Consider the following 26,307-nt stretch of genomic DNA (forward strand, 5'->3'; position numbering starts at 1 on the left):
AAAAGATGTCAGAACAAAAAATATCAGGCGCTATGCGCAAAGGCAACAGGGCGTAATGGCGTATCACCGTGATACAGGCGCGCGTGCTGCAGGCCAACGAACAGACGCTCACCGCGGATCGGGGCGACCTGGTCCCCCTCCATTACCACGGTAATTGGCTCACCGCTCCACTCTGCGGGCTGAACCACCAGCTGCCAGTAATGCCCACGCGGGCTGACTTCCAGAATCTGTACCGGCAGCGGCGTTTCCAGGCTGCTCTGGCGGCTGACGTTAATCTCCCACGGGCGCAGGAACAGCTCAACCGCCCCCTGATGTGCCGGCGCGTAGCCCAGCGGCCAGTGATGGGCACCAACGTGGAACTGGGAGCCGTGCACTTCGCCGTCGAAGCGGTTCACTTCGCCGAGGAACTCCAGCACAAAACGGGTGGCCGGATCGCGCCAGACGTCGTCCGGCGTGCCCACCTGCTCAATGTTGCCCTGGCTCATCACCACCACGCGGTCGGCGACTTCCATCGCTTCTTCCTGATCATGAGTCACGAAGACGCTGGTGAACTTGAGTTCTTCATGCAGCTGACGCAGCCAGCGGCGCAGCTCTTTGCGCACCTGCGCATCCAGCGCGCCAAATGGCTCATCCAGCAGCAAAATCTGTGGCTCAACGGCCAGCGCACGCGCCAGCGCCACACGCTGCTTCTGCCCGCCTGACAGCTGTGCCGGATAGCGGCTGGCAAGATGCCCCAGCTGCACCATCTCCAGCAGGCGGGTGACCTTCTGCTTAATTTCTGCTGCTGACGGGCGTTCGCGGCGTGGCAGCACCGACAGGCCAAAGGCGATATTGTCGAACACCGTCATATGACGGAACAGCGCGTAGTGCTGGAACACAAAGCCGACCTGGCGATCGCGGGCATGCACGCGGCTGACATCCTTCCCGTGGAAGCTCAGGCGCCCGCTGTTCTGGTTTTCCAGCCCGGCGATAATACGCAGCAGCGTGGTTTTGCCGGAGCCAGACGGCCCCAGCAGCGCCACCATTTGCCCGGAAGGGATATCCAGGGAAATATCGTTCAGGACTTTCGTCTTGCCGAAGGATTTATTGATGTTACCGATCTCAATGCTCATGGTTCCCCTCCCGTTGCAAGCGCTTCTGCTGGCTCTCTAACCGCCACTGCACCGCACTTTTCAGAAACAGCGTCACTATCGCCATCAGAGTCAACAAGCCCGCGGCGGTAAATGCGCCCACGCTGTTGTAGTCCTGATGCAGTAATTCAACCTGTAATGGCAGCGTGTAGGTCTCGCCGCGAATCGATCCCGATACCACCGAGACCGCACCAAACTCACCAATCGCACGGGCGTTGGTTAACACCACGCCATAAAGCAGCGCCCAGCGGATATTGGGCAGCGTCACGCGCCAGAACATTTTCCAGCCGGAGGCGCCCAGCAGCACCGCCGCTTCATCTTCGTGCGAGCCCTGGCTCAGCATCACCGGCACCAGTTCGCGCACCACAAACGGACAGGTGACAAATATGGTGACCATGGCCATGCCCTGCCAGGAGAACATCAGCTGGATGTTATGGGCATCCAGCCAGCCGCCTGCCGGGCCGTTCACGCCCCAGAACAGCAGATACATCAGCCCTGCCACCACCGGCGACACGGCGAAAGGAATATCAAACAGCGTCAGCAGCAGCTGGCGACCGGGGAAGCTAAAACGCGTCACCAGCCAGGCCAGCAGGGTTCCGAACACCAGGTTGACCGGCACCGCGATCAGCGCAATCAGCACGGTCAGCCAGATCGAGTGCAGCATATCGGCATCGCCAAGATTGCTCAGCGTGGCCATCAGCCCCTCAGAAAATGCGGTAGTGAAAATTGCCACTAAAGGCACCACCAGCAGCAGCAGGGAGATCAGCATCCCCAGGCCAATCAGGATCCACTTACCCCACTGAAAGCGGGTACGATCTGCCCCTTTAAAATCGGTAACGTCTGCCATTAGTGGCCTCCAATACGACGGCCAAAGCGGCTCTGCAGGGTGTTAATCGCAAACAGCAGCAGCAGCGAGGCGGCGAGGATAACCGAGGCAATCGCGCTGGCTGCCGGATAATCGAACTCCTGCAGGCGCACAAAAATCATCAGCGAGGTCACTTCAGTTTTCCACGCAATATTCCCGGCGATGAAGATCACTGCGCCAAACTCGCCGAGGCTGCGGGTGAACGACAGCGCGGTTCCGGCCAGCAGCGCCGGGCCAACTTCCGGCAGCACCACGCGGCGGAAGCTCTGCCACGGCGTCGCACCTAAGGTTTCAGCCGCTTCTTCATACTCTGGTCCTAACTCTTCCAGCACCGGCTGCACGGTACGCACCACAAACGGGATACTGGTAAACGCCATCGCCACGGCAATACCGAGCCAGGTGTAAGAGACTTTAATATCGAACTGCGCCAGCCACTGACCGTACCAGCCGTTGACCGAGAACAGCCCGGCCAGCGTCAAACCCGCTACCGCGGTTGGCAGCGCAAACGGCAGGTCCATCAGGCCATCAAGCATGGCGCGGCCCGGGAAGCGGTAGCGCGTCAAGATCCATGCCATCAGCATGCCAAACAGCGCGTTGAAGAGGGATGCCACACCGGCAGCCAGCAGGGTCACTTCATACGCCGCAACCACCTGCGGGTTGGTGATCACTTCCCAGTACTGCGCCAGCGTCATCTGCGACAGCTGCATCAGCAGCGCGCTGATCGGCAGCAGCAGGATCAGACAGGTGAAAAACAGGCTGCTGCCAAGGCTGATGCCAAACCCGGGCAGTACGCGCTTACTACTGGTTGCAAACATCTTTAACGCCCCGCCGCTAACAGCTTATCCAGCTCGCCACCGCTGACGAAATGGGTTTTCATCACCTGATCCCAGCTTCCGAAAGACTCCTCAACCTTAAACAGGTTGGTCTGCGGGAAGCGATCTTTCTGTTCAGCCATCAGCTGCGGATTATTCACCCGGTAGTAAAACTGGGTCATTATCTGCTGTGCCTTCGGCGTGTAGAGATAGTTGAGATAGGCCTTGGCCGCGTCTTCGGTTTTGTTGTGTTCGACATTTTTATCGATCCACGCCACCGGGAACTCCGCCAGAATATTGGTTTTCGGTACGATCACTTCATAACCGTCTTTCGCGTACTGGTTGCGGATGGTGTTCACCTCCGACTCAAAGCTGATCAGCACATCGCCCAGCCCGCGCTCCACAAAGGTGGTGGTGGCCCCGCGTCCGCCGGTATCAAACACTTCGACGTTTTTCAGGAACTGGGTCATCGACTTCTCGGTTTTGGCTTTATCCTGGCCATCGGACCGATCGAAAGCCCCCCACGCGGCCAGATAGGTATAGCGCGCATTACCGGAGGTTTTCGGATTCGGGAAAATCAGCTTCACATCGTCACGCACCAGGTCGTTCCAGTCGTGGATGTTCTTCGGGTTACCTTTACGCACCAGGAAGGCCATGGTGGAGTAAAAGGGCGAGCTGTTATTCGGCAGGCGCTGCTTCCAGTCGGCCGGGATCAGGTTGCCTTTGTCATGCAGGATCTGCACGTCCGTGGTCTGATTGTAGGTTACCACGTCCGCCTTTAGCCCCTGCAGGATTGCCAGCGCCTGCTTGGAGGAACCGGCATGGGACTGTTTTATGGTCAGGGTGTCGCCCGGATGCTGCTGCGCCCACTGCTGCTCAAACGGTGCATTCAGGGCGGTAAACAGCTCGCGTGACACATCATACGAACTGTTGAGAAGTTCTGTGGCCTGCGCGCCTGTTGCCAGCAGTATAGAAAGTGCGGTAGCGCTCACTAATTTTTTAACCGTCGGTAACGTCATATTGCACCCTGAAAGATTGCCTGCCAGGCAGGCCATAAGAGCGTTCAGTTTATTTATAACCCGGGTGAAAGCTGTAGCGGTTTTATATACCGTTTGGTGCTTTGCAAGTAGAAAACGCTATAAGGGTGTGGAATTGGTTATGCAGGGGATGGGAAATGAACGTCGGGGCGGGTCATGACCCGCCCGGTCCAGGCATGCCTGGACCCTACGTGTGGCTAACTGACATTACAACGCCGCTAGCTGCTCCAGCGACGGCGCATAGAAGTAGCTGCCGCTTACCGGCTTGGTGAAGCGCAGCATCGCATCGAACTTGCCGTCGGTTTCGCCAAACATGCTCAGCAGCTGCTGCTCAATGTTATGTAGCGTATGGCAATAGGCGAGGAAAAACAGCCCGTTGGTGCCGCTGGCCGTGCCGTACGGCAGGCTCTGACGCAGGATCTTCAGCCCTGCCCCATTTTCCTTAAGGTCAACGCGCGCCACGTGTGAGGTCGCCGGGCGGGCATCCCCTTCCAGCTCTTCATTACTGACTTTGGTACGGCCCATAATCTGCTCCTGCTTATCCACCGCCAGGCGGTTAAACATTTTCAGATTGTGCTGCCAGCGCTGGCTGAACACGTAGCTCCCCCCCGCATTAGCGCCCGCGGCAATAATCGCCACCTGCTGGCGCTTTTCACCCTGAGGGTTTTCAGTGCCGTCAACAAAGCCGCTCAGATCGCGGTCTTCCGTCCAGCGGAAGCCGTGCGTCTCTTCGGCAATGCGCAGGGTGTCACCAAAGGCCGCGAGCGCAGCCTGGGCAAGGCTAAAGTTAACATCGTGACGCAGCGACTGAATATGGATCAGCAGGTCGCGCTGGGTGGCGGGGGCCATGCCCTTGCCCAGCGGCAGGAAATCTTTCAGCTCGCTGACCTGTGACGGATTGAGGTCGCTCCACAGGCCGTTGCCAAAAGCAATCACGGCACCGAGGCCGGCATCCGGGTACTGCTGCTGCAGTGCTGCTAACTGCTGTAAGAAGTTCGCCACGGCGCGGCGCAGATCGGCAATATCGCCCGCCACCATGGCTTCAAGGTAAATAGCAAAACGGCGATGTTCTAACAAAATGCCGCTCTGGAAATGGGACATACTGCTCTCCTGGCGTTCAGGTTATTTCTGGTCGATTTTGCGCCGTATCATACCTTAAATCGTACCGCCAGGAGACTATTTATACGCAGTATTACTGGGGTCTTTGTCGCCAGGCTTTAGCGGCGCCAGATAATTTTGCTCAGCTTCCAGCTTTTCAACGCATCGTCAGACGGCATCAATCCTTCCGGCCCGTGCCATTCGCCGCTGAACTGGTAGCTGATGTGCTGGCTGCCCGGCGCCTTACACTCCACGCTGGCGCTGTCGCCTGCGCTGGTCTGCTGGCAGGCGCCAAACGCTTTGCTGTAGAGATCGCTGAATGGCGTGCCGATCTTAACGCCGCTCTCAGTGGCCACATCGCTGTCGCTGACCTCAATCTGGTTAACGGTCGTCTGCCCCGTCAGCACCATCTTGACCTGTTTGTCGCTGTCCAGCGCCTGCCAGAAGTGCACGATATTACCGTTGGCGGTGCGCATCCCCTGGCGCAGCTGATAGTTGCCGCTCAGGCCATCCTCTATCGCCTCCTGCTGCATGGCGGTGCTGCCATTGACTTTACCCACGCCCTGCTCGCTCACCTGCAGCGAAGAACTAAACCAGTGCGTGGGGGACAGGCTGGACCACGACCAGGAAATCGGATTCCACCAGGTGGACGACGAGGCGCTTTGCGGCTGCGAAGAAGAGGAACCGGCGCAGCCAGCCAGCATGATGGTGGCGATTAACAGCGCCGGGCGAAAAGTTTTCATGACAACTCCAGTGAATAAACGGGGTCCTTAATTACCTGCTTGGAGTACCGGCAGGCAAAAAAGTTTTATTTAATGATTTTTTGCCGGGTCGAAGCAGTCGCGCAGCCGCGGGGAGAACAGCAGCGCCAGCAGCGCAAGGCCATCCAGCAGCGTCACCATCAGCAGCAGTTCGGAGAGCGGATCCTCTTCCTGCCACTGCATCAGCAGCGGCGCCAGCATCGTCACCGCCAGCGTGATAATCAGCACCCAGCGCCAGGCCTGCCACAGGCGCGGCAGGCGCTGACGATAACCGGTCAGCAGCAGGCCGATGGCGGCTGGAATGCCAAAACCCAGGCCGAGCCAAAACGAGTGAGTATCCGGGTAGAACAGCTCCAGCAGCTGCGTGCCCTGCTGGCGCGACGCACCGGCCATAACAAACATCACCCAGGTGCGGGCCTGCAGCAGTAAGATCGCCCAAAAGCTCAGCGGCAGTCGCAGCTGGCCTTTGGCGTCGTAATCATCAGGGGAATAATTCAAAATAATAAATTAATACTCGCGGTCTTCAATCAGACGCTTGCCAAGCAGCAGGCTGTCCTGAGTTTCATAATCCAGCTTTTCGTAAAAGCCCGCAACCGCATCGTTCTCTTCGCGCACCATCACATTGATTTTTGGGCAGCCGCGCGCAATCAGTTTTTTCTCCAGGCGATTAATCAGCGCGTTGGCAAAGCCACGGCCCTGATAATCAGGGTGCACGCCGAGATAATAGGCAGAGCCGCGATGTCCGTCGTAGCCGCCCATCAGCGTGCCAACGATCTCGCCCCCCACCACCGCCACCAGGAACAGATCCGGGTCGTGATTGAGCTTACGCTCGATATCCATTTCCGGGTCATTCCACGGACGTAACAAATCGCAACGCTCCCAAAGGGTGATCACTTCTTCAAAATCATCTTGTCGGAATGCGCGGATTTCCATGGGATATACCTGATGTTAAGGCTAATTTGCTGATTATCACGCTTTCTTCTGCGGGTGCAAGTCTGTTAACGCACCTGAAAGAAAAAAAACGGCCGTTGTGCAATTAGTCAGCTGAAATAACTGGTAAAAACCTGAAATAGTTCCCCCCTCGCTGTCGATGCATCGTTACGATATAACAATAAGCACTTAATGCTTCAGGATCTTCTTATGAAAAAGATTTCTCAGCTGACGCCGCTCACCAGCCGCCGTCAGCTTCTGCTCTCCGGCCTGGCGCTGGCGCTGCTGGCGAACAGACCGGCCCGCGCAAAACAAGAAGAGGCCACGCTGCGGGGCAGTTCAGTTCTGCCGAGGCCGGTTTCTCCACCGCCGCCGCGCGCGAAAAACGCTAAACGTATCGTGATGATTGACCCCGGCCACGGCGGGATTGACTCCGGCGCGGTCGGTCATGAAGGCTCGGAGGAGAAGCACGTGGTGCTGGAGATCGCCAACCATATTCGTCACCTGCTGGGTGACCATCCGCGTATTGAAGTGCGCCTGACGCGCGAAACCGATCGCTTTATTCCGCTCGGCGAGCGCGTGGAGATCGCCCATCAGCACGGTGCTGACCTGTTTATGTCGGTGCACGCCGACGGGTTTACCAGCCCGAGCGCTAACGGCGCCTCGGTCTTCGCCCTGTCAAATCGTGGCGCCAGCAGTACCATGGCACGCTACCTCTCCGAGCGTGAAAACGCGGCAGATGACGCCGGCGGCGTCAAAGTGGCGGCGAAAGATCACTATCTGCAGCAGGTGCTGTTTGACCTGGTGCAGACCGATACCATTAAAAATAGCCTGACCCTCGGCAAGCACGTGCTGAGCCAGATCCGCCCGGTACACCATCTGCACAGCCAGCACACCGAGCAGGCGGCGTTTGCGGTGCTGAAGTCGCCCTCCATCCCGTCAGTGCTGGTGGAAACCTCATTTATCACCAACCCTGACGAGGAGCGCCTGCTCGGCACCACCGCGTTTCGCCAGAAAATTGCCGGGGCGATCGCCGACGGCATCGTCAGCTTTTTTGACGAGTATGATGCGACCAGGCGCACAGGCTGAGCCAAATGGCGTATAATCCGCGCGTCTTTTTGCCACAGGATTTACTCATGAACACTCCGGATATCGCCCAGGTTAAGCAATTTTTACTCCACCTGCAGGATGAAATTTGTCGCAAGCTGGCCGCCGCCGATGGCGCAGCCGGTTTTGCCGAAGACAGCTGGGACCGCCCTGGCGGCGGTGGCGGGCGCAGTCGCGTACTGCGTCAGGGCCGGGTGTTCGAGCAGGCTGGCGTGAATTTTTCTCACGTACACGGTGATGCAATGCCGGCTTCCGCCACCGCTCACCGCCCGGAACTGGCGGGACGCAGCTTTGAGGCGATGGGCGTATCGCTGGTGATCCACCCTGAAAATCCCTATATCCCGACCAGCCACGCCAACGTGCGCTTCTTTATCGCCGAGAAACCGGGCGCCGACCCGGTGTGGTGGTTTGGTGGCGGTTTCGATCTGACGCCCTATTACGGCTTCGAAGAAGATGCGGTGCACTGGCACCAGACCGCTGCCGACCTGTGCCAGCCGTTCGGCGAAGATCTCTATCCACGCTATAAAAAGTGGTGCGATGATTACTTCTATCTCAAGCACCGTAACGAGCAGCGCGGTATCGGCGGGCTGTTCTTTGACGATCTGAACACGCCGGATTTCGACCAGAGCTTCGGCTTTATGCAGGCGGTAGGCAATGGCTTTACCGACGCCTATCTGCCGATTGTCGAGCGCCGCAAGGCGATGCCGTGGGGCGAACGCGAGCGCGATTTCCAGCTCTATCGCCGCGGGCGCTACGTCGAGTTTAACCTGGTATGGGATCGCGGCACGCTGTTTGGCCTGCAAACCGGGGGCCGCACTGAATCGATCCTGATGTCGATGCCGCCGCTGGTGCGCTGGGAATATGACTATCAGCCGCAGCCCGGCACGCCGGAAGCCGCGCTGTACAGCGATTTTATCGTCCCCCGCGAGTGGATCTAAATGAAGCGGCCGGGCATCTCACCCGGCCTTTTTGAGGATCAGAGCGGGGCGGTTTGCGCCTCCACCACCGCCAGCGCCACCATATTCACGATGCGCCGCACCGAAGAGATCGGTGTCAGCACGTGGACCGGTTTGGCAATCCCCATCAGTACCGGGCCAACCGTCACGCCGTCGGAGCAGGAGACGCGCAGCAGGTTGTAGCTGATACGCGCCGCCTCTACGTTCGGCATAATCAGAATGTTGGCAGACCCTTTTAGCGGGCTGTCCGGCATCAGATCCTGGCGAATACTCTCCACCAGCGCGGCGTCGCCGTGCATCTCCCCGTCGATTTCCAGATCTGGCGCACGCGCCTTCACCAGCGCCAGCGTGTCACGCATCTTGCGGGCGGCGGGCGCATCGGAAGCGCCAAAGCTGGAGTGCGACAGCAGGGCAACTTTAGGCTCAATGCCGAAGCGGCGCACGGTTTCTGCCGCCATCAGCGTCAGCTCGGCCAGCTGTTCCGGGGTCGGGTTTTCGTTGACGTAGGTATCGGCAATAAAAGTATTGCCGCTCGGCAGCTCCAGCGCATTCATCGCTCCGGCGACTTTCACATCCGCACGGAAGCCAAACAGCTTCTCCACAATGTCGTAATGCTGCTTGTAGTCGCCGACGGTGCCGCAGATCAGCGCGTCGGCTTCACCGCGATGAACCATAATCGCGCCAATCAGCGTCGGATTACCAATCACCGCCCGCTGCGCCTGCTGCGGTGAAACGCCGCGTCGCTTCATGATCTGGTAATACTCGTTCCAGTACTCTTTGAAGCGCGGATCGGATTCGTTGTTCACCATCTCGAAGTCTTTGCCCGCCTCAATTTTCAGCCCCAGCTTCTGCAAGCGCATCTCGATCACGCTTGGGCGACCAATCAGGATCGGTTTTGCCAGGCCGAGCGTCACCAGCTCCTGCGTGGCGTGCAGCACGCGCGCCTCCTCCCCTTCGGCCAGCACCACCCGCTTCGGATCCTTACGCGCCTGCGAGAACACCGGTTTCATAAACAGGTTGGTTTTATAGACGAACTCCATCAGCTTTTCGCGATAGGCATCGAAGTCGGCAATCGGCCTGCGCGCCACGCCGGACTCCATCGCCGCTTTCGCTACCGCCGGGGCGATCTGCACAATCAGACGCGGGTCAAACGGTTTGGGGATCAGGTACTCCGGGCCAAACGACAGCTCCTGATCGCCGTAGGCCGAGGCAACCACGTCGCTCTGCTCCGCCAGCGCCAGTTCGGCAATAGCGTGCACCGCCGCCAGCTTCATCTCCTCGTTAATTGCCGTCGCACCCACGTCGAGCGCCCCGCGGAAGATAAACGGGAAGCACAGCACGTTATTCACCTGATTGGGGAAGTCCGAGCGGCCGGTGCAGATAATGGCATCCGGGCGCACCTCTTTCGCCAGCGGCGGCAGGATCTCCGGCTCCGGGTTGGCCAGCGCGAGGATCAGCGGGTCACGCGCCATCCGTTTTACCATCTCCTGAGTCATCACTTTTGGCCCGGAGCAGCCGAGGAAGATATCGGCATCAGCAATCACCTCGAGCAGGCTGCGCTTGCCGCTGTCGGCTACCGCATAGGCTGCCTTGGTCTGTTCCATGTTGGCGTCACGGCCCTGGTAGATCACCCCTTTCGAATCGCACACCACGATGTTGTGCTTCTGCATACCCAGCGCCACCAGCAGGTTAAGGCAGGCAATGGCAGAAGCGCCGGCGCCGGAGACCACCAGCCGCACGTCGGAGATGTTTTTCTTCACCACGCGCAGCCCGTTGAGCACCGCGGCGGTACAGATGATCGCCGTGCCGTGCTGATCGTCGTGGAACACCGGGATATTCATGCGCTCGCGCAGTTTCTTTTCGATGTAGAAGCACTCTGGCGCTTTGATATCCTCCAGATTAATACCGCCAAAAGTCGGCTCCAGCGCCGCCACCACGTCGATCAGCCTGTCGGGATCCAGCTCGTCCACTTCGATATCAAACACGTCGATCCCGGCGAATTTCTTAAACAGTACGCCCTTCCCCTCCATCACCGGCTTACTCGCCAGCGCGCCGATATTGCCCAGCCCGAGCACTGCCGTACCGTTGGAGATCACCGCCACCAGGTTGGCACGGGCGGTGTATTTATCCGCCGCCAGCGGATCGGCGGCAATCTCCAGGCAAGGCGCAGCCACGCCAGGGGAGTAGGCCAGCGCCAGATCGCGCTGGGTGGCGAGCGGCTTAGTCGGGGAAACCTGAATTTTTCCCGGGACCGGGAACTGATGAAAATCGAGCGCACTCTGTTTTAACTGATCGTCCATTCGCAGGATCCTTTTCTTTTCTGAGGGTACAAACATCCCAGTATAGAAGGGGCGGACGGGGGAAAAACTTGAGGGAGTGCATAGAATTGGCAATCGCATGATAAGGGCCGATCGAAAAAGAGGATCGCCCCCTACAGTAGGGCTGACCCTCTTTTTCGCTCAGCCCGCGAAACATTATTTGGTCATATTCAATAACGTACGGATATTCTGTGCGGAAGTGGCAATAATATCGATCGCGCCAGTGCGCAATGCACCGAGAATCGCCATCGCTTTGGTGTTTTCGGAGGCGATGGCAATCACGCAGGGAATTTTACGCAGTTCATCAATGCTCAGGCCAATCACCCGATCGTTCATTACCGTATCCACATGCTGACCGTGCGCGTTGAAGAAGTCATAACCAGCGATGTCGCCGATCACGCCCTGATTAAGGCTGGCATCAATGATCTCATGCGGGGTGAACCAGCCGAGCTTTACCATATAGCTATTTTCGTTCATATCGCCGATACCGACCAGTGCCACATCCGCTTTACGGGCGCGGTCCAGCGTCTCTTTAATGGTGCCGTTCTGCATAAAAGCCGCTTTCAACGCCCGGTTTTCCACATAGGCCGGGGCGTAAAGCGTTTCGCTGATCCCGCCAAATTTTTTCGCCAGGCGGCGGCTAATATGGTCGGCGTTAATGGCATCACCGGGACGGTGGGTGCCGCCAATGCCGCTGATAAAGTGGCAGCTGCGGGTGGGAACGCTGCCAGGGTGGTCCGCCACCGCCGCGATATTGCGCCCCTGCCCGACCGCCACCACCGCGTTATCTTTTAGCGACTGCGAGAGATGCATCGCCACCAGGGCTGCCACCTGACGGCGCTGCTCTTCTTCATCCTGATGGTCGAGGGCGATCAGCGCCCGCTGCAGCGGGAAGCGCTCCAGCAGCTGCTGCTCCAGCCGGGTACTGAACACCGGGTGATAACGCACGTTAATCTCAACGATGCCCTCTTCTTTCGCCCGCTTGAGCAGGCGCCCCACTTTAATACGGGAGATACCAAATTTACGCGCAATCTCTTCTTGGGTGATTTCATCCTGATAATATGCAACGGCAATTTCCGTCAGCAGTTCAGTGTCCTGAGATAGCGTGTTTTTTTCCATCCGGGCAGTCGTCTCTCTTGTCGGTTTGAGGTGCTGGCGCGGAAGAACTCACCGCGCCTCAGGCAACAATTTACACCATTTTTTACTTTGACCGGGCGGATTTCTCTCTCGTCAAATTAGGCTGTTTCCGTACTTAAGGAACGCTCGACGCAATCTGCCATCTGCGTCAACAGCAGACAGCAGGAGACTGCGCCAGCATCCAGCACGCCGCGAGAGCGTTCACCAAGACGGCTGGCGCGGCCGATTTTCGCCACCAGATCTTTGGTTGAGTCTCGCCCTTTAACCGCCGCCTGCGTCAGCGCGGCTAACATGGCAGGATAACCGTTTGCCGCCGTCGCCTCTGCCGCTTCCACCGCCGGGATCAGCGTATCCATCAGGCATTTGTCGCCAACGCCCGCCTCACTGATATCCTGCAGCTCGCTAAGCCCAGCCCGCAGCATGGCGGCAAACTCGGGGGCGCTCAGCGCGGACTTGTCGCGGATGCTGTCGGCCATTCCCATAAACAGGCTACCGTATAACGGCCCCATCGATCCGCCGATCCCCTCCATCAGCGCATCTGAAAGCTTGTCGAACGCCTGCGCCAGCGAATGCTGTGGCGAGAGTTTCTCCCCACACTGAGTGAATCCCTTAGCCATATTGATGCCGTGATCGCCATCGCCGATAGCCCCGTCAATCTCGCTCAGGTAATCACGATTTTGCCGAATAACGCTAACCAGATCGTTCACGAGGATGTCGCCGTGCTGCGTCGAAAATTGTGTCATGATCTCACTCCATGTGGGTTAAACCCGGCGCCTGCGTTGGCAGGTCCACCAGTTTCTTCAGTTCATCGTCCAGCGTCATCACTGTTAGCGTCACGCCCATCATCTCCAGCGAGGTAAAGTAGTTACCGACTAGCGCCCGGTGGACCCGAATACCTTTTTCCGTCAGCAGCCTCTCTACTTCGGCGTAATAAATATAGAGTTCCATTACCGGCGTGGCCCCAAGACCGGACGCCAGCACCACCACCTCCGGATGTGGGCCGCTTACAGGCTCCTCCAGCACAAAGTTCAGCATGGTGGCCGCGATCTCACGTGCGCTCTGAGTCGGAACCACTTCGATCCCAGGTTCACCGTGATGGCCGATGCCAATCTCCATCGTGCCCGGCTCAATATGGAAATTCGGTTTACCCACTGCAGGAATCGTGCAGGAACTCAAACCGACGCCGATGGAACGACAGTTATCGATCGCCTTTTGCGCTACGCCGATCACGCCATCGAGGTCATATCCCAGAGCCGCCGCCGCCGCCCCGACTTTCCACATCAGAATTTCGCCCGCTACGCCGCGACGTCGTGCTTTTTCACTGGCCGGAGCGGAGGCGACATCATCGTTCGCCACCACGGTTTTTACCTCAATGCCCGCAGCGGTCGCTTTTTTGATTGCCATTTTGACGTTCATATTATCGCCCGCGTAGTTACCGTACAGACAGGCGACACCCGCACCGCCGTCCGCCGCTTTGCACGCGTCGAGGAAAGCACCTGCCGTTGGCGAGGAGAACACTTCACCAATCGCCACGGCATCGAGCATGTTCTCTCCCATATAGCCGAGGAATGCGGGTTCATGCCCGGAACCTCCGCCGGTGATTACCCCGACTTTCCCCTTGATGGGGGCCTGCGGGCGCTTCAGTACGCGCGGATTTTCAGTCGCCTGATACACCGCTGGATGCGCTTTCAGATAGCCCTGGATGGCATCCTCTACAACATAATCGGGGTCGTTAATAATGCGATTCATTGTCACTCCTTATTATTGATGCGCCTGTGGCACCTCAGCAGATGGTGAAACCACCGTCGACCACCACATTGGCGCCGTTCATCATTGCCGCTCCAGGGCTGGCAAGGAACAGTGCGGTAGCGGCAATGTGCGCTGGCTCAGCAAAGCGACGCAGCGGGATCTGTTTTTTGTGGGCTTCCCCGGCTTCGCCTGCCCAGGCTTTCGCGCCCAGCTCGGTCAGCACCACGGTCGGAGAGATGGCGTTGACGTTGATATTGTGCGGTCCCCACTCCAGCGCCAGCACCTGGGTTAACCCCACCACCGCCGCTTTACTGGCGCAGTAGGCAATGTGCTGCGGCAGCGCTACCACGCTTGCCTGCGAGGCCATATTGATAATGTTGCCGCTTTGCTGACGCAGGAAATACTGCCCCGCCGCCTGACACACTAAAAACGTGCCTTTAAGATTGATATCCAGCGTTCGGTCCCAGTCTGCTTCACTGAGCGCTTCCGCCGGCCCAAGCAGCGCCACGCCGGCACAGTTGACGGCAATATCCAGCGCACCAAAGTGGCTAATCACCTCTGCCACCGCCGCGTTAACCGCCGTGGGTACAGTCACATCCAACGCTATACCCAGCGCGTGTTCAGCGTTTAATGCGGCGGCAATGTGCCCCACACGGTCGTCACGATCCAGCAGCGCCACTCGCGCTCCCTGCTGCAAAAATTCCTGGGCGATGGCATAACCAATGCCTGCCGCACCACCGGTAATTAGCGCAACTTTGCCGTCTAATGGCAGTTTCATCATGAAGCTCCTTTTTGTTTAATCAGCGGGCCGGAGGCCGAAGGTACCGGGTGCGATGAACCCGCAGGCAGCGTGACGAACTTCATCAGCAGCGCCGCCACCAGATAGAGACCGGTGTAAATCCAGATCACCCCGGTAGCGCCGAGCGAACCGATAAACAGCCCGACCACCGCCGGGCCGACAAAGGTACTCAGCCCTGCGCCCAGATTGAGAATCGACATCGCGGCACCTTTATTTTCAGGTGCCAGGGTGGGCATCAGGGCTGACAAGGGCACAAATGCCGCCAGGCAGGCGCCGAACAGCCCGGCCATAGTGACGGTAGCCCAGTAGTTGGGGCCAATCCACTGCGGCATATAGAAGAACAACAGGGTAGTCATCGCGCAGCCGATGCAGCCAAACCACATCACCACGTTGCGCCAGCCTAAACCGTCACTGACAATGCCGAACAGCAGGTTGAAGATGATATTGACGCCCCACAGCGCGGCGTACATGTGCAGCCAGTCGGTGCGGGTAAAGCCCAGGTCCATCATGTAGGTCGGCATAAACACCACGAAGCCATACGCCGCCGAGGTATTGATAGTGCGCACGATACCGCCAAGGCCAATCTTCGGATTTTCAAAGGCAATGGTGATGCCCTTCAATACATATGCCAGCGACGGTTTCTCGCGTTTTTCCTCTACCGTCTCACCGCCGCGGTTGAGGAACAGGGCGATCATCGCACCGAGCATGACAAAAATCAGTGCACTCCATAGCGTGTGGATCTCCCCGAGCCAGGGCAAGGCAATGCTGGAGTAAAGCACCCCGAGCACGCTCAGGCCGCCGCTGTAGACAAACCAGAAGATGCCCACCGCCGAGCCGAGGCGCTCTTTCGGTGCCTCATACGCGACCCACACCAGAAAACCGTAGGCAAACAGCGGATAACCCAGGCCACGCAACGCGTAAGTCGGGATCATGGTTGCCAGATGATGGCTGGGCAGACCGAAAGTGAGGAACAGCACAGAGCCGATCATAAACATCACCAGCCCGGCCAGCATCACCCGCCTGGCGGTGAAGATCTCTGCCAGCACGCCAGAGAACCACGCGGCAATCGCGGCGGCAAAACCGTAAACGCTAAACAGCAGCGCAGACTGCTGAACGGTCATGCCATTCTCAATCAGATAAGGCGACAGCCAGCCCTGCTCCAGCCCCTCACCCATCATAAAGATCAGTACCCCGGCATAGCCCAACAGCAGCTTCGGCGACAGGCCAATGCGGTCAATCATTCGTTGCAACATACAACCCCCTGGAAAAAATGTCAGGAAGTGCGCCCGGATTAAGCGGGACGACCGCACCGTGAGATTTGGTTTAAAGATTGGGATTGAGCACCACTTTGATGGAATCAACACCGCGCTTCATCAGGTCAAATCCTTCAGCAAAACGTTCAAGCGGCAAGGTGTGTGTCACCACGCCACGGGTCGGCAGCGATCCGTCACGAATGCCCTCAATGACCAGCGGGTAACAGTAAGGACCAAGGTGGGAACCGAGCACGTCAAGCTCTTTGCGATCGCTGATAATGCTCCAGTCGATACTGACCGGATCTTTGAATACCGAGAATTCGACGAACGTGCCGAGCTTGCGGATCATCGCCAGCCCCTGCTCAACAGATTTTCCTGCACCGGTCGCTTCGATATAGATGTCGCAGCCGTATCCTTCAGTCATCTCCTTAACGATTTTCTCCGCGTCCTGACGCGCGGGGTTAATGACCATATCGGCGCCGAAGCGCTTTGCCAGTTCCAGACGGTCGTCAGAAAGGTCCAGCACCACCAGTTTCGCCGGGCCGGATTTCTTGATTGCCCCGATCATTCCCAGGCCCAGCGTCCCCGCTCCTGCCAGCACCACCACATCGCCCAGCTTGATGTTGGCACGCTGCACGGCGTGGAACGAACAGGCGTAAGGCTCAATCAGAATGGCATCTTCAATTGGCAGCTCAGCGGGCACGTGGTAGTTGATCGCCTCTTTGGTGAACTTCATATACTGCGCCATACCGCCATTGACGTTGTTCTGGAAACCGTACAGATCGTGTTTTTCACACATCCAGTACTGACCGCGATTGCAGAAACGGCAGCCCCAGCACGGCACAATCTGCTCGGAGATCACCCTATCGCCTAGCGCAAACTGTTCAACATCGTCGGCCAGCGCCACGACATGACCAATAAATTCATGGCCGGGGATCATTGGCGCCTTAATATAGGCAGGCTGCTTGTCATCGCCCCAGAAGCTCGGCGCGCCCTCCCAGGCTTTGACATCGCCTGCGCATATCCCGCAAGCCTCAACCTTCACCAGAATTTCGCCCGGGCCAATGGACGGCACCTCCACTTCCTGCAGGCGGTAGTCTCCGGGCGCAAATGCCACAACAGCCTTCATCCGTGACGGAATTCCCTCTTTACGGCGGTTCTGCACTTCACACTGCTGGCACATAATCATCTCCTCAACTTTTGATCATTTACACATCCAAGTAACAATTGAACAGTACGCAGGGCTTATGGATAAGCCAACCGGAGAGAGCTTAAATTGTGATTTGGTGCATAAAACGCGTAATTAGTGGGTTAACACTCGTTTTCAGATCCTGAAAATGTGACAAGACCCTATTTTATTTTTGTGAACAGCCAGAAAACTAATAATCAAATGAACTTCTATTGAACATTTGTTTTATTGCGATTAGGGTACTTCTGTGCCGGTGCGATCCCAGGGATCGCGCCGCTTCCGTCACGTTATTTTGGAGATCTGCTATGCTTTCTATTGCGATTGGCGCTGATGATGCCGCCATTGAGTTAAAAAACATCCTGGTCAACTACCTGCAGCAGGCGGGCTTTGCCACCACTGATTACAGTGCTGACATGCAGCAGGAGAGCGGTTGCGCCTACCCTGATATTGCCTGGACAGTGGCACAAGCCATCAAGACTGGCCGGCATCAACGTGGCATCCTGGTGTGCGGTACGGGCATAGGAATGAGTATCACGGCGAATAAAGTGCCCGGCATCCGCGCCGCTCAGTGTCATGACACTTACTCAGCTGAGCGCGCGCGTAAAAGCAATAACGCGCAAATCATCACGTTGGGCGCCCGCGTAATTGGGCTGGAGCTGGCAAAATCCATTGTGGCAGCCTGGCTCAAAGCCGAATTTGAAGGGGGCCGTTCGGCGCCTAAAATCGAAAGAATTGGTTACTACGAGCAGCTTACCGGCGGTTAAAGGTCAGCGCCGCGATGGCGTAAACTTCCGCTAAGAGTGATAAGGCATCACCCATTGGGCGGGCCCATTGCAACAATCAGAAAAAGCGCATTCCTATTCGACAGCGCCTGATGCACTGTGATCCGCCTGAGATATTTTTCTTATCATCGTTACACCCAAAATAGTTGGGGTTGCAGGCAGGCACTTAGCGCCTGTGCAGCCTGAAGTATCAAGGGTATTCAAGGAGCTTAAAGAGATGAACCAGCTAGACGCACTAAAACAATTCACCACCGTGGTGGCAGACAGTGGTGATATTGAATCGATTCGTAACTACCACCCGCAGGATGCTACCACTAACCCGTCTCTGATCCTGAAAGCCTCCGGCCTCGACTCTTATAAGCATCTGATTACTGACGCCATCGACTACGCTAAAAAACAGGGCGGCAGTAAAGAGACCCAGATCATTAACGCCAGCGACAAAGTCGCCATCAACCTCGGTATGGAAATTCTGAAAAGCGTTCCCGGCCGTGTTTCTACCGAGGTGGATGCGCGCCTCTCCTTTGACCGCGGTATGTGCGTGACCAAAGCCGAGAAGCTGGTAAGAATGTATGAAGAGAACGGCATTGACCGCTCGCGCATCCTGATCAAACTGGCTTCCACCTGGGAAGGCATCAAAGCGGCGGAAGAGCTGGAAAAGAACGGCATCCAGTGTAACCTGACGCTGCTGTTCTCCTTCGCCCAGGCCCGTGCCTGTGCCGAAGCGGGCGTGTTCCTGATCTCCCCGTTTGTTGGCCGTATCTACGACTGGTACAACAGCCGCAAACCGCTGGACCCGTATAACGTGGATGAAGATCCAGGCGTGCAGTCGGTACGTAAGATCTACGAATACTATAAGCAGCACCGCTACAACACCGTGATCATGGGTGCCAGCTTCCGTAAGACCGAGCAAATTGTTGCGCTGGCAGGCTGTGACCGCCTGACCATCTCCCCTAATCTGCTGGAAGAACTGCAGGCCAGCAACGCGCCGCTGGAGCGCAAGCTGACCCCATCAACCGAAGCTTTCCATCAGCCAGCCTCGCTGTCTGAATCTGAATTCCGCTGGGAACACAATCAGGACCCAATGGCAGTAGAAAAACTGGCGGAAGGTATTCGTCAGTTCGCCGTCGACCAGCAGAAGCTGGAAGATGTGCTCGCCGCTAAGCTGTAACCTCTTTATTACCTCTATTAAGGCGGGCCACTGGCCCGCCTCCACCACTTTCGGGAGAAAATTATGTCTCAACGTAGAGAACTGGCTAACGCAATCCGCGCACTCAGTATGGACGCCGTGCAAAAAGCCAATTCCGGCCACCCTGGCGCACCGATGGGCATGGCGGATATTGCGGAAGTGCTGTGGCGTGAATTCCTGCATCACAACCCGGCCAACCCAACATGGGCCGACCGCGACCGCTTTATCCTCTCCAACGGTCATGCCTCGATGCTGCTTTACAGCCTGCTGCACCTCAGCGGCTACGACCTGCCGATAGAAGAGCTGAAAAACTTCCGTCAGCTGCACTCCAAAACCCCCGGTCATCCGGAGATCGGCTATACGCCGGGCGTGGAAACCACCACCGGCCCGCTGGGCCAGGGTCTGGCCAATGCGGTGGGGATGGCGATCGCCGAACGCACGCTGGGCGCCCAGTTCAACCGCCCTGACCACGAAATTGTCGACCACTTCACCTACGTATTTATGGGCGATGGCTGCCTGATGGAAGGCATCTCCCATGAAGTCAGTTCTCTGGCGGGTACGCTCGGCCTTGGCAAGCTGATTGGTTTCTATGACCATAACGGCATCTCGATTGATGGTGAGACCGACGGCTGGTTTACTGACGACACGGCGAAACGCTTTGAAGCCTATCACTGGCATGTGATCCACGACATCGACGGCCATAACCCGGACGCCATTGCCGCGGCGATCAAAGAGGCGCAGAGCGTCACCGATAAACCGTCGCTGATCGTTTGTAAAACCATTATCGGCTTCGGTTCACCGAATAAAGCCGGTAAGGAAGAGTCGCACGGTGCTGCGCTGGGCGTGGAAGAAGTGGCGCTGGCGCGCAAAGAACTGGGCTGGAACTACCCGCCGTTTGAGATCCCGAAAGAGATTTATGCGCAGTGGGATGCGAAAGAAGCCGGTGCGAAACACGAGAAAAGCTGGAACGAAAAGTTCGCCGCCTATCAGGCTGCGCACCCGGAACTGGCGGCAGAGTTTACTCGTCGTATGGATGGCGGCATGCCGGATAACTGGCAGGCAGAGACCCAGAAATACATTGAACAGCTGCAGGCTAATCCACAGAAAATCGCCAGCCGTAAAGCCTCACAAAACGCGCTGGAAGCCTACGGTCCGCTGCTGAAAGAGTTCCTGGGCGGCTCCGCTGACCTGGCACCGAGCAACCTGACAATCTGGTCAGGCTCAAAGTCGATCAAAGAGGACTTTGCCGGTAACTATATCCACTACGGCGTGCGCGAGTTCGGGATGACGGCAATTGCCAATGGTCTGGCTCATCACGGCGGCTTTATTCCGTATACCGCCACCTTCCTGATGTTTGTGGAATATGCGCGTAACGCGGTGCGCATGGCGGCGCTGATGAAGGCGCGCCAGATTATGGTTTATACCCACGACTCCATCGGCCTGGGCGAAGATGGCCCAACCCACCAGCCGGTCGAGCAGCTGGCGAGCCTGCGCGTCACGCCGAATATGAGCGTCTGGCGCCCGTGCGACCAGGTAGAAACCGCCGTGGCGTGGAAGCATGCCGTCGAGCGTCATCACGGCCCAACCGCGCTGATCCTCTCGCGTCAGAACCTGGCGCAGCCGGAGCGTACTCCAGCGCAGCTGGAGAATATCTCACGCGGTGGCTATGTGCTGAAAGACAGCGACGGCACGCCGGAAGTGATCCTGATCGCGACCGGTTCCGAGGTAGAAATTACCCTGGGCGCAGCTGAAAAACTGACGGCCAGCGGCCATAAAGTACGGGTAGTCTCCCTGCCCTCTACCGACCTGTTCGACGCGCAGGATGCCGCCTACCGTGAATCCGTACTGCCTTCCGGCGTGACGAAACGCGTCGCGGTGGAAGCCGGAATTGCTGACTACTGGTATAAATATGTCGGCCTGAACGGCGCTATTGTTGGCATGACCGGATTTGGTGAGTCGGCTCCCGCTGATAAGCTGTTCCCGGAATTTGGCTTTACGGTGGAAAACATCGTCAGCCATGCCGAAGCGCTGCTGAAACCACACTGATAGCGAAATAAATGTGAAAAAAAAACCGCCGCAAGGCGGTTTTTTTATGGTGTGAACAATAGTGCGAGGAAGGGATCAGCATGCCAACCACCATCCCGGCCAGACGACCGGCATAAGGCAAAAGTCGGTCCTTCCAGCTAATCTGGATAAATAAATAGTGAGAAAGTGAATAGCCAGGTGTTCAGAAATTCAGAGCGTTAATATCAACAGAGTTTCAGGGCGGGGATAAGCAGGCGCGGGCGTGCAGCCCATGACACATCAATGGGCTGCAGGAAATTAAGCGGGGAGTAAAGAAAAGGAAATTAAGGCTGCATTTCCACGCTGGCAGTAGCCGGTGGCTGGGAATGATTACTGACCCACAGCGTCGGCCACTGGTCGCTGCTGTGCCAGGCGTCACAGGTGCTCTCCTGGGCGTATTCCGCCAGCACAAACTCGCGACCATTATACTGCCAGCGGGTCGCCACACCGCAGTCGCCCAGGCCGCGATCCTTACTGTAGGTCAGCAGCTCACCGCGTGCCGCATCAAAGTCGGCATTGACCAGCTCCAGCTGTTTACTGCTCTGCTCGGGCGGTGCGAACGGCAGCGTCAGCGTGACGCTTTTGGAGACATAAGGCTGGCTGCGCGTCACTTCAAACGCGAGATCGATGGTGTTATACGCCCCCATTTCACAGCTCACCAGCAGCAGTGCCTTCTCATCGTTCAAGGGAGAAACGCTGACCTCGCGCCGCTGCGGATTAAGCGAACAGCTATCGCTGTTAACCCGCCAGGTGCCGAAATCGATCAGCCCGCTGGTTTCATCGTGCGTCAGTGCCAGCGGCGGGCGCGGCGGCGGGGCAACCTGCGGCAGCGCCGGCACCGGCGGTACATCCCACGCGGCGCGGTCGCCACGCTTAATCCAGGCACTGGCACCGTTGACGCGCCCCTGCACCTCATCCATCAGCAGCAGCGCCGCCTTCAGGCCGTGCAGCGACACCGTGGCATCCGCCCGGTAGAGCAGCTGGATGGCATCGGCATCCATCACCTGAGCGAGGAATTCATCGATAGAGATAGCGTGATGGGTCAGCAGGTGGTGCGGCTCCACATCCCAGTGTTTAAGGTCGAGCTGCAGCCGTCGTCCATCCAGCAGCAGGTTGTCGCGCAGCGCGCCGCCCGTCAGTTCGCCACTGTAGCGGTTGCCATAATCGATGCGCAGTTCGGCCTGGGCATTATTCCCCGCCGCACGCTCCAGCGTCATTGCCAGCCCGTTATCGCCAGGGAAACTGCGCGCTTCGCAGCTGTTGAGGTTGTTGCAGGTAATCTGCCAGTCAGAAAAAGTCTTCTGTAACGGCTGGGCCTGCAACGCTGCCGCAAACAAAAACAGGGGCAGCACTGACCATTTCGTCCAGTAAGGCATTGATCGAGGGGTCCCGGTGATGTGAGGCAAAGAAGAATATTAGCACAGACGATCTGTGCACTGATTCCATCATGCGTTGCTGCGCCCAGGGCCTCAATCGGATTTATCGGACAGTCGTGGTCAGATTCAACTCAGACGCAGCCAGCCTTCAATCAGTGCATGCTGTAACAGGGTTACCGTTTTACCATCTTTGATGCGGCCATCTTTGACCATCGCCCAGGCTTCCGGGAAGGTCACTTCCAGCACGTCGATATCCTCATCCTCTACCCCGCCCCCGGCGTTATCGCGCTGGGCATCGCTATATTCTGCGGCAAAAAAGTGGATCAGCTCGGTCACGCCGCCCGGCGACATGTAGAGCTCATACAGCTTTTCGACTTCGCCCACCGCGTAACCGGTCTCTTCAATGGCTTCTTTACGGATGCAGTCTTCTGGCGAATCATCATCAAGCAGCCCGGCACAGGCTTCAATCAGCATGCCGCTGGGATTGCCGTTAACCCAGGTGGCAATGCGGAACTGACGCGTCAGCACCACGCTGTTTTTATCGCGGTTGTACAGCAGGATAGTGGCGCCGTTGCCACGATCGTACACTTCGCGCTTGTGGCGGAGGGTGGAGCCGTCCTTCGCGGTGATCTCGTAGGTAAAGTTGCGCAGGGTGAACCAGTTTTCTGACAGGATTTTATTTTTGATGACGTCGATCTTGGCTGACATACAGGCTCCGTTGAGATGAATCGGGAGTCTGCCATCTTAGAACGCAACGCGAGGGAAAACTATCTGAAAGACAAAGGGTCAGGCATGCCTGACCCTTACCGTGATGACCTGAGCATTTCGCCGATGGCGATTAGTGGTTATGTTCTTCCTGCGCCAGCGCATTCACACGCTTGCGGGCGCCAAACCAGCCCAGTACCAGCACCACGGCAATCAGCGGGATAGCCGCAATGGTGTAGGTGCCGTTCGGGTAGTCAAACGCCATCAGCACCAGCACGCTGGCCAGGAACAGCAGCGTCAGCCAGGAGGTAAACGGCGCCCACGGCATTTTAAAGCTCACATCTTCCGCCTTGCCCTCTTTGATGGCTTTACGCAGGCGCATCTGGCACACCACGATAAATGCCCAAGAGGAGATAATCCCCAGCGCCGCAACGTTCAGTACGATCTCAAACACGCGCGATGGCACCACGTAGTTCAGGTACACGCCGATGATGTATACGCCGATGGTGACCAGAATCCCCATATAAGGCACCTGCTGGCCGCTCATTTTCGACATGAACTTCGGCGCAGATCCGCCCATCGACATCGAGCGCAGGATACGCCCGGTTGAATAGAGGCCGGAGTTCAGGCTGGAAAGCGCTGCGCTCAGTACCACGATATTCATAATGCTGCCGACGTAAGGCACGCCCAGCTTGGTAAAGAAGGTCACGAACGGACTTTGACCGGCCTGATAGGCATTCCACGGCAGCAGCAGCACCAGCAGCACTACCGAGCCGACGTAGAACAGGCCAATACGCCAGATCACGCTGTTGATCGCTTTTGGCAGCATGGTTTTCGGGTCTTTACACTCGCCCGCTGCGGTGCCCACCAGCTCAATTGAGGCAAAGGCAAACACCACCCCCTGCACCAGCACCAGCGCCGGCATCAGACCATTGGGGAAGAAGCCGCCGTTGTCGGTGATCAGATGGAAGCCGGTCGCGTTACCGTCCAGCGGCTTGCCGCTGCCGAGGAACACCACACCGACCACCAGGAAAATCACGATCGCCAGCACTTTAATCAGCGCAAACCAGAACTCCATTTCGGCGAACCACTTCACGCCGATCATATTCATCGTGCCGACAATGGCCAGCGCACCAAGGGCAAACACCCACTGCGGCACATCGCCGAACGCGCCCCAGTAGTGCATGTAGAGCGCCACGGCGGTGATATCCACAATCCCGGTCATCGCCCAGTTGACGAAGTACATCCAGCCCGCCACGTAAGAGGCTTTTTCACCCAGGAACTCACGGGAGTAGGAGACGAAGCTGCCGCTTGACGGGCGGTGCAGTACCAGTTCGCCAAGCGCGCGCAGAATGAAGAAGGAGAAGATACCGCAGACTAAATAGACCAGCGCCAGCGCCGGCCCCGCTGCCTGCAGGCGGGCGCCTGCGCCGAGGAACAGACCCGTACCAATCGCGCCGCCGATGGCAATCATCTGAACGTGACGGTTGTCCATAGCTTTATGGTAGCCGGAATCATGAGAATTTAACCAACGTCTTCTTGCAGCGCGTTTGTCTGCGCCAGATTTTTTATCAGCTTTCATTTTCTATCCTAGTTGTCCTGTCCACAAAAGAGTGATGCGGCTACCTGTCCCGGGTATCCTGTTTTCTTATCTGTTTTCGAAGATGCCGACCAAACGATTGCGTACACTGTCGCATGTCTGAACAACTCCCCTGCCAGCTGTAGTTATATTCTTGACGCAGGCAGGGAAAATGCGGCGATGCATCCTAACCGTTCTGATTAACTGACGCAAAAAATCCACGACCGAAATCGTGAGCTTTTGTGATTTTTGTCGGAGAACGCATAAAAAAACCGACCACAATTTGCGGTCGGTCAGTGAAAACACTAAGTACTACACAGGGACATACAGGGATGAGGGTAATGCTGGGGTCTTGCGGTCAATCTCACTACTTAACGTGGTTGATGGGTTAATTATGGCCTGGTTCAATGAAAAGCAGGGTGAGGGTTAGGTAAAAGCGTTAAAGCATTGTCAACGAAAAACCAGCCAACTGGCGCCAAACGTCAAGAAGTATGTCAAAAGCCAACTGATGTAACAGGGCGTGAAAGTGCCCGCTTTTGCTACTTCTGCAAACTCCCTGCCGGCATTACACTACCCACTTGATTGAAAGGGTGATGAGAGTACGTTGCCCTCAATTCGCCGCCCGCAGGCAAGGAGTGAAGGTTATGGAAGATCATGATTTCAGCGTATTGATTATCGAAAGCCACCCGCTGGTACGTTACGGACTGCACAGCCTGCTGGCGCAAGACCCGCGTTTTAAGCTGATAGTGGAGGCAAAAAGCGGTGCCGAAGGGGTGAGCAGAGCGCGCAGCCTGCGCCCCACCCTGATCCTGCTGGAGCGTGAAATCAGCGATATGCCCTACCCGGATGCGATCAGTGCGCTGCGCGGCGCTTCGGCCGATTCGCAGATTGCGGTGTTAATAAACCAGCAGTGCGCTGACTTTTCGGCACTGATGACTTCCGGAGTTCAGGGAGTGATTCTAAAACGCACCGAAACGGAGCCACTGCTGGCAGAGATCGTCAAGGTTGCGCAGGGCGGTAAGGCCTGGAGCGCGGCTCTGCAGGGGGTTTACGGCGCCGCAGTACAGCAGGCCGATCGGCTGAGTATTCTCACCGGGCGCGAGCGTGAAGTCTTGCGTGAGGTGGCCAGCGGGTTGGCGAACCGTCAGATAGCCGACTGCCTGGCGATTTCAGAGCAGACCGTGAAGGTGCACATCCGCAATGTGCTGCGTAAGCTAAACGTGCACTCACGCGTGGCCGCCACCGTGCTCTGGTTATCCAGCCCGCACGCCAACCTGTAACTGGCCGGGGCCGCTTTCGTACGATAATTTACATATTCTCCTCATTTTCTCCACGATTACTGACACACGGGCAGGTAAAGTGATTAACTGCCGGAGCGTGTTGAATAAATTAAAAATTTTGCTCCGCGCTGGACGCAATATGCCTAACGCCGCAGGAAATACCGGCACTCTTTTCTTCTACTCTTTACTCAGAT

The 26,307-nt window shown here is 57.3% G+C and carries 24 protein-coding genes; 6 read left to right on the forward strand and 18 right to left on the reverse strand.

Annotation, left to right across the window (positions count from 1 at the left end; all coding sequences use genetic code 11):
• Positions 1–23: 23 nt before the first annotated feature.
• The 8 genes from cysA to ID864_RS09380 all read right to left on the reverse strand — a co-directional run bounded on the left by cysA (position 24) and on the right by ID864_RS09380 (position 6,636).
• The gene (gene cysA, locus ID864_RS09345; RefSeq protein ID WP_099753439.1) at positions 24–1,112 is read right to left on the reverse strand and encodes a sulfate/thiosulfate ABC transporter ATP-binding protein CysA; all 1,089 of its coding nucleotides are present in this window, start codon (positions 1,110–1,112) and stop codon (positions 24–26) included.
• The gene (gene cysW / locus ID864_RS09350) at positions 1,102–1,977 is read right to left on the reverse strand and encodes a sulfate/thiosulfate ABC transporter permease CysW (protein WP_048915260.1); all 876 of its coding nucleotides are present in this window, start codon (positions 1,975–1,977) and stop codon (positions 1,102–1,104) included. The genes cysA and cysW overlap by 11 nt, the downstream gene beginning before the upstream one ends.
• Entirely contained in the window at positions 1,977–2,810 is an 834-nt protein-coding gene (gene cysT, locus ID864_RS09355) for a sulfate/thiosulfate ABC transporter permease CysT (protein ID WP_048915259.1), read from the reverse strand. Before cysT ends, cysW begins: the two co-directional genes overlap by 1 nt.
• A 2-nt stretch (positions 2,811–2,812) precedes the next feature.
• Positions 2,813–3,826 (reverse strand): sulfate ABC transporter substrate-binding protein, encoded by a 1,014-nt coding sequence (locus ID864_RS09360; RefSeq protein WP_099753438.1) that lies wholly within the window; start codon positions 3,824–3,826, stop codon positions 2,813–2,815.
• A gap of 225 nt (positions 3,827–4,051) precedes the next feature.
• Positions 4,052–4,945 carry a Dyp-type peroxidase gene (locus ID864_RS09365; RefSeq protein ID WP_048915257.1) on the reverse strand — a complete coding sequence of 298 codons (894 nt, stop codon included), beginning with the start codon at positions 4,943–4,945 and terminating at the stop codon, positions 4,052–4,054.
• A gap of 116 nt (positions 4,946–5,061) precedes the next feature.
• Complete coding sequence (locus tag ID864_RS09370; RefSeq protein ID WP_048915256.1) at positions 5,062–5,685, reverse strand: RpoE-regulated lipoprotein; 624 nt, start codon at positions 5,683–5,685, stop codon at positions 5,062–5,064.
• A 69-nt stretch (positions 5,686–5,754) separates the two neighbouring features.
• Positions 5,755–6,201: a DUF2919 domain-containing protein gene (locus ID864_RS09375; protein WP_099753437.1), complete on the reverse strand. Its 447-nt coding sequence runs from the start codon at positions 6,199–6,201 to the stop codon at positions 5,755–5,757.
• A gap of 9 nt (positions 6,202–6,210) precedes the next feature.
• Positions 6,211–6,636, reverse strand: coding sequence for a GNAT family acetyltransferase (locus tag ID864_RS09380; protein ID WP_048915254.1), 426 nt, complete (start codon positions 6,634–6,636; stop codon positions 6,211–6,213).
• A 207-nt stretch (positions 6,637–6,843) separates the two neighbouring features.
• Here ID864_RS09380 and amiA point away from each other — a divergent pair, with 207 nt between their 5' ends.
• Positions 6,844–7,722 (forward strand): N-acetylmuramoyl-L-alanine amidase AmiA, encoded by an 879-nt coding sequence (gene amiA / locus ID864_RS09385; RefSeq protein ID WP_048915253.1) that lies wholly within the window; start codon positions 6,844–6,846, stop codon positions 7,720–7,722.
• A gap of 47 nt (positions 7,723–7,769) precedes the next feature.
• The gene (hemF, locus tag ID864_RS09390) at positions 7,770–8,678 is read left to right on the forward strand and encodes an oxygen-dependent coproporphyrinogen oxidase (RefSeq protein ID WP_062818120.1); all 909 of its coding nucleotides are present in this window, start codon (positions 7,770–7,772) and stop codon (positions 8,676–8,678) included.
• Between the two features lie 38 nt (positions 8,679–8,716).
• Here hemF and maeB read toward each other — a convergent pair whose 3' ends face one another.
• The 7 genes from maeB to ID864_RS09425 all read right to left on the reverse strand — a co-directional run bounded on the left by maeB (position 8,717) and on the right by ID864_RS09425 (position 17,135).
• A complete protein-coding gene (gene maeB / locus ID864_RS09395; protein WP_191149759.1) occupies positions 8,717–10,996 on the reverse strand; it encodes an NADP-dependent oxaloacetate-decarboxylating malate dehydrogenase in 2,280 nt (759 codons plus the stop codon).
• A gap of 174 nt (positions 10,997–11,170) precedes the next feature.
• Positions 11,171–12,133 carry a sugar-binding transcriptional regulator gene (locus ID864_RS09400; RefSeq protein WP_048915250.1) on the reverse strand — a complete coding sequence of 321 codons (963 nt, stop codon included), beginning with the start codon at positions 12,131–12,133 and terminating at the stop codon, positions 11,171–11,173.
• Positions 12,134–12,249: 116 nt separating this feature from the next.
• On the reverse strand, positions 12,250–12,894 hold the full coding sequence (dhaL, locus tag ID864_RS09405) for a dihydroxyacetone kinase subunit DhaL (RefSeq protein ID WP_099753433.1): 645 nt from the start codon (positions 12,892–12,894) through the stop codon (positions 12,250–12,252).
• A 4-nt stretch (positions 12,895–12,898) separates the two neighbouring features.
• On the reverse strand, positions 12,899–13,900 hold the full coding sequence (locus ID864_RS09410) for a dihydroxyacetone kinase subunit DhaK (protein ID WP_048915248.1): 1,002 nt from the start codon (positions 13,898–13,900) through the stop codon (positions 12,899–12,901).
• A 34-nt stretch (positions 13,901–13,934) separates the two neighbouring features.
• Positions 13,935–14,681 (reverse strand): SDR family oxidoreductase, encoded by a 747-nt coding sequence (locus ID864_RS09415; protein ID WP_099753431.1) that lies wholly within the window; start codon positions 14,679–14,681, stop codon positions 13,935–13,937.
• Positions 14,678–15,952 (reverse strand): MFS transporter, encoded by a 1,275-nt coding sequence (locus ID864_RS09420; RefSeq protein WP_191149760.1) that lies wholly within the window; start codon positions 15,950–15,952, stop codon positions 14,678–14,680. The genes ID864_RS09415 and ID864_RS09420 overlap by 4 nt, the downstream gene beginning before the upstream one ends.
• Positions 15,953–16,022: 70 nt before the next feature.
• Complete coding sequence (locus tag ID864_RS09425; RefSeq protein ID WP_099753429.1) at positions 16,023–17,135, reverse strand: MDR/zinc-dependent alcohol dehydrogenase-like family protein; 1,113 nt, start codon at positions 17,133–17,135, stop codon at positions 16,023–16,025.
• Between the two features lie 311 nt (positions 17,136–17,446).
• Between ID864_RS09425 and rpiB the strand changes: the two genes are divergently transcribed.
• From rpiB to tkt, 3 genes are all read left to right on the forward strand, one after another.
• On the forward strand, positions 17,447–17,905 hold the full coding sequence (gene rpiB / locus ID864_RS09430) for a ribose 5-phosphate isomerase B (RefSeq protein ID WP_048915244.1): 459 nt from the start codon (positions 17,447–17,449) through the stop codon (positions 17,903–17,905).
• Between the two features lie 235 nt (positions 17,906–18,140).
• Positions 18,141–19,091 carry a transaldolase gene (gene tal, locus ID864_RS09435; protein ID WP_048915243.1) on the forward strand — a complete coding sequence of 317 codons (951 nt, stop codon included), beginning with the start codon at positions 18,141–18,143 and terminating at the stop codon, positions 19,089–19,091.
• Between the two features lie 63 nt (positions 19,092–19,154).
• Entirely contained in the window at positions 19,155–21,155 is a 2,001-nt protein-coding gene (gene tkt, locus ID864_RS09440; RefSeq protein ID WP_099753428.1) for a transketolase, read from the forward strand.
• Positions 21,156–21,457: 302 nt separating this feature from the next.
• On the opposite strand, the gene ID864_RS09445 is transcribed toward tkt, so the two are convergent.
• The 3 genes from ID864_RS09445 to ansP form a co-directional block, all read right to left on the reverse strand.
• Entirely contained in the window at positions 21,458–22,549 is a 1,092-nt protein-coding gene (locus ID864_RS09445; protein WP_048915241.1) for a DUF1176 domain-containing protein, read from the reverse strand.
• 126 nt (positions 22,550–22,675) lie between these two features.
• Complete coding sequence (gene nudK, locus ID864_RS09450; protein ID WP_048915240.1) at positions 22,676–23,257, reverse strand: GDP-mannose pyrophosphatase NudK; 582 nt, start codon at positions 23,255–23,257, stop codon at positions 22,676–22,678.
• Positions 23,258–23,387: 130 nt separating this feature from the next.
• Entirely contained in the window at positions 23,388–24,836 is a 1,449-nt protein-coding gene (ansP, locus tag ID864_RS09455) for an L-asparagine permease (RefSeq protein WP_099753426.1), read from the reverse strand.
• Between the two features lie 641 nt (positions 24,837–25,477).
• On the opposite strand from ansP, the gene ID864_RS09460 reads away from it, so the two are divergent.
• Positions 25,478–26,113, forward strand: coding sequence for a LuxR C-terminal-related transcriptional regulator (locus ID864_RS09460; protein ID WP_099753425.1), 636 nt, complete (start codon positions 25,478–25,480; stop codon positions 26,111–26,113).
• Positions 26,114–26,307 lie beyond the last annotated feature (194 nt).

The organism is Erwinia aphidicola, assembly GCF_014773485.1.
Classification (GTDB): Bacteria; Pseudomonadota; Gammaproteobacteria; order Enterobacterales; family Enterobacteriaceae; genus Erwinia; species Erwinia aphidicola.

Bases quoted from the DNA above. Each gene is read 5' to 3' on its own strand.
- cysA (WP_099753439.1), bottom strand. From the start codon at position 1,112: ATGAGCATTGAGATCGGTAACATCAATAAATCCTTCGGCAAGACGAAA.
- cysW (WP_048915260.1), bottom strand. From the start codon at position 1,977: ATGGCAGACGTTACCGATTTTAAAGGGGCAGATCGTACCCGCTTTCAG.
- cysT (WP_048915259.1), bottom strand. From the start codon at position 2,810: ATGTTTGCAACCAGTAGTAAGCGCGTACTGCCCGGGTTTGGCATCAGC.
- ID864_RS09360 (WP_099753438.1), bottom strand. From the start codon at position 3,826: ATGACGTTACCGACGGTTAAAAAATTAGTGAGCGCTACCGCACTTTCT.
- ID864_RS09365 (WP_048915257.1), bottom strand. From the start codon at position 4,945: ATGTCCCATTTCCAGAGCGGCATTTTGTTAGAACATCGCCGTTTTGCT.
- ID864_RS09370 (WP_048915256.1), bottom strand. From the start codon at position 5,685: ATGAAAACTTTTCGCCCGGCGCTGTTAATCGCCACCATCATGCTGGCT.
- ID864_RS09380 (WP_048915254.1), bottom strand. From the start codon at position 6,636: ATGGAAATCCGCGCATTCCGACAAGATGATTTTGAAGAAGTGATCACC.
- amiA (WP_048915253.1), top strand. From the start codon at position 6,844: ATGAAAAAGATTTCTCAGCTGACGCCGCTCACCAGCCGCCGTCAGCTT.
- hemF (WP_062818120.1), top strand. From the start codon at position 7,770: ATGAACACTCCGGATATCGCCCAGGTTAAGCAATTTTTACTCCACCTG.
- maeB (WP_191149759.1), bottom strand. From the start codon at position 10,996: ATGGACGATCAGTTAAAACAGAGTGCGCTCGATTTTCATCAGTTCCCG.
- ID864_RS09400 (WP_048915250.1), bottom strand. From the start codon at position 12,133: ATGGAAAAAAACACGCTATCTCAGGACACTGAACTGCTGACGGAAATT.
- dhaL (WP_099753433.1), bottom strand. From the start codon at position 12,894: ATGACACAATTTTCGACGCAGCACGGCGACATCCTCGTGAACGATCTG.
- ID864_RS09410 (WP_048915248.1), bottom strand. From the start codon at position 13,900: ATGAATCGCATTATTAACGACCCCGATTATGTTGTAGAGGATGCCATC.
- ID864_RS09415 (WP_099753431.1), bottom strand. From the start codon at position 14,681: ATGATGAAACTGCCATTAGACGGCAAAGTTGCGCTAATTACCGGTGGT.
- ID864_RS09420 (WP_191149760.1), bottom strand. From the start codon at position 15,952: ATGTTGCAACGAATGATTGACCGCATTGGCCTGTCGCCGAAGCTGCTG.
- ID864_RS09425 (WP_099753429.1), bottom strand. From the start codon at position 17,135: ATGTGCCAGCAGTGTGAAGTGCAGAACCGCCGTAAAGAGGGAATTCCG.
- rpiB (WP_048915244.1), top strand. From the start codon at position 17,447: ATGCTTTCTATTGCGATTGGCGCTGATGATGCCGCCATTGAGTTAAAA.
- tal (WP_048915243.1), top strand. From the start codon at position 18,141: ATGAACCAGCTAGACGCACTAAAACAATTCACCACCGTGGTGGCAGAC.
- tkt (WP_099753428.1), top strand. From the start codon at position 19,155: ATGTCTCAACGTAGAGAACTGGCTAACGCAATCCGCGCACTCAGTATG.
- ID864_RS09445 (WP_048915241.1), bottom strand. From the start codon at position 22,549: ATGCCTTACTGGACGAAATGGTCAGTGCTGCCCCTGTTTTTGTTTGCG.
- nudK (WP_048915240.1), bottom strand. From the start codon at position 23,257: ATGTCAGCCAAGATCGACGTCATCAAAAATAAAATCCTGTCAGAAAAC.
- ansP (WP_099753426.1), bottom strand. From the start codon at position 24,836: ATGAAAGCTGATAAAAAATCTGGCGCAGACAAACGCGCTGCAAGAAGA.
- ID864_RS09460 (WP_099753425.1), top strand. From the start codon at position 25,478: ATGGAAGATCATGATTTCAGCGTATTGATTATCGAAAGCCACCCGCTG.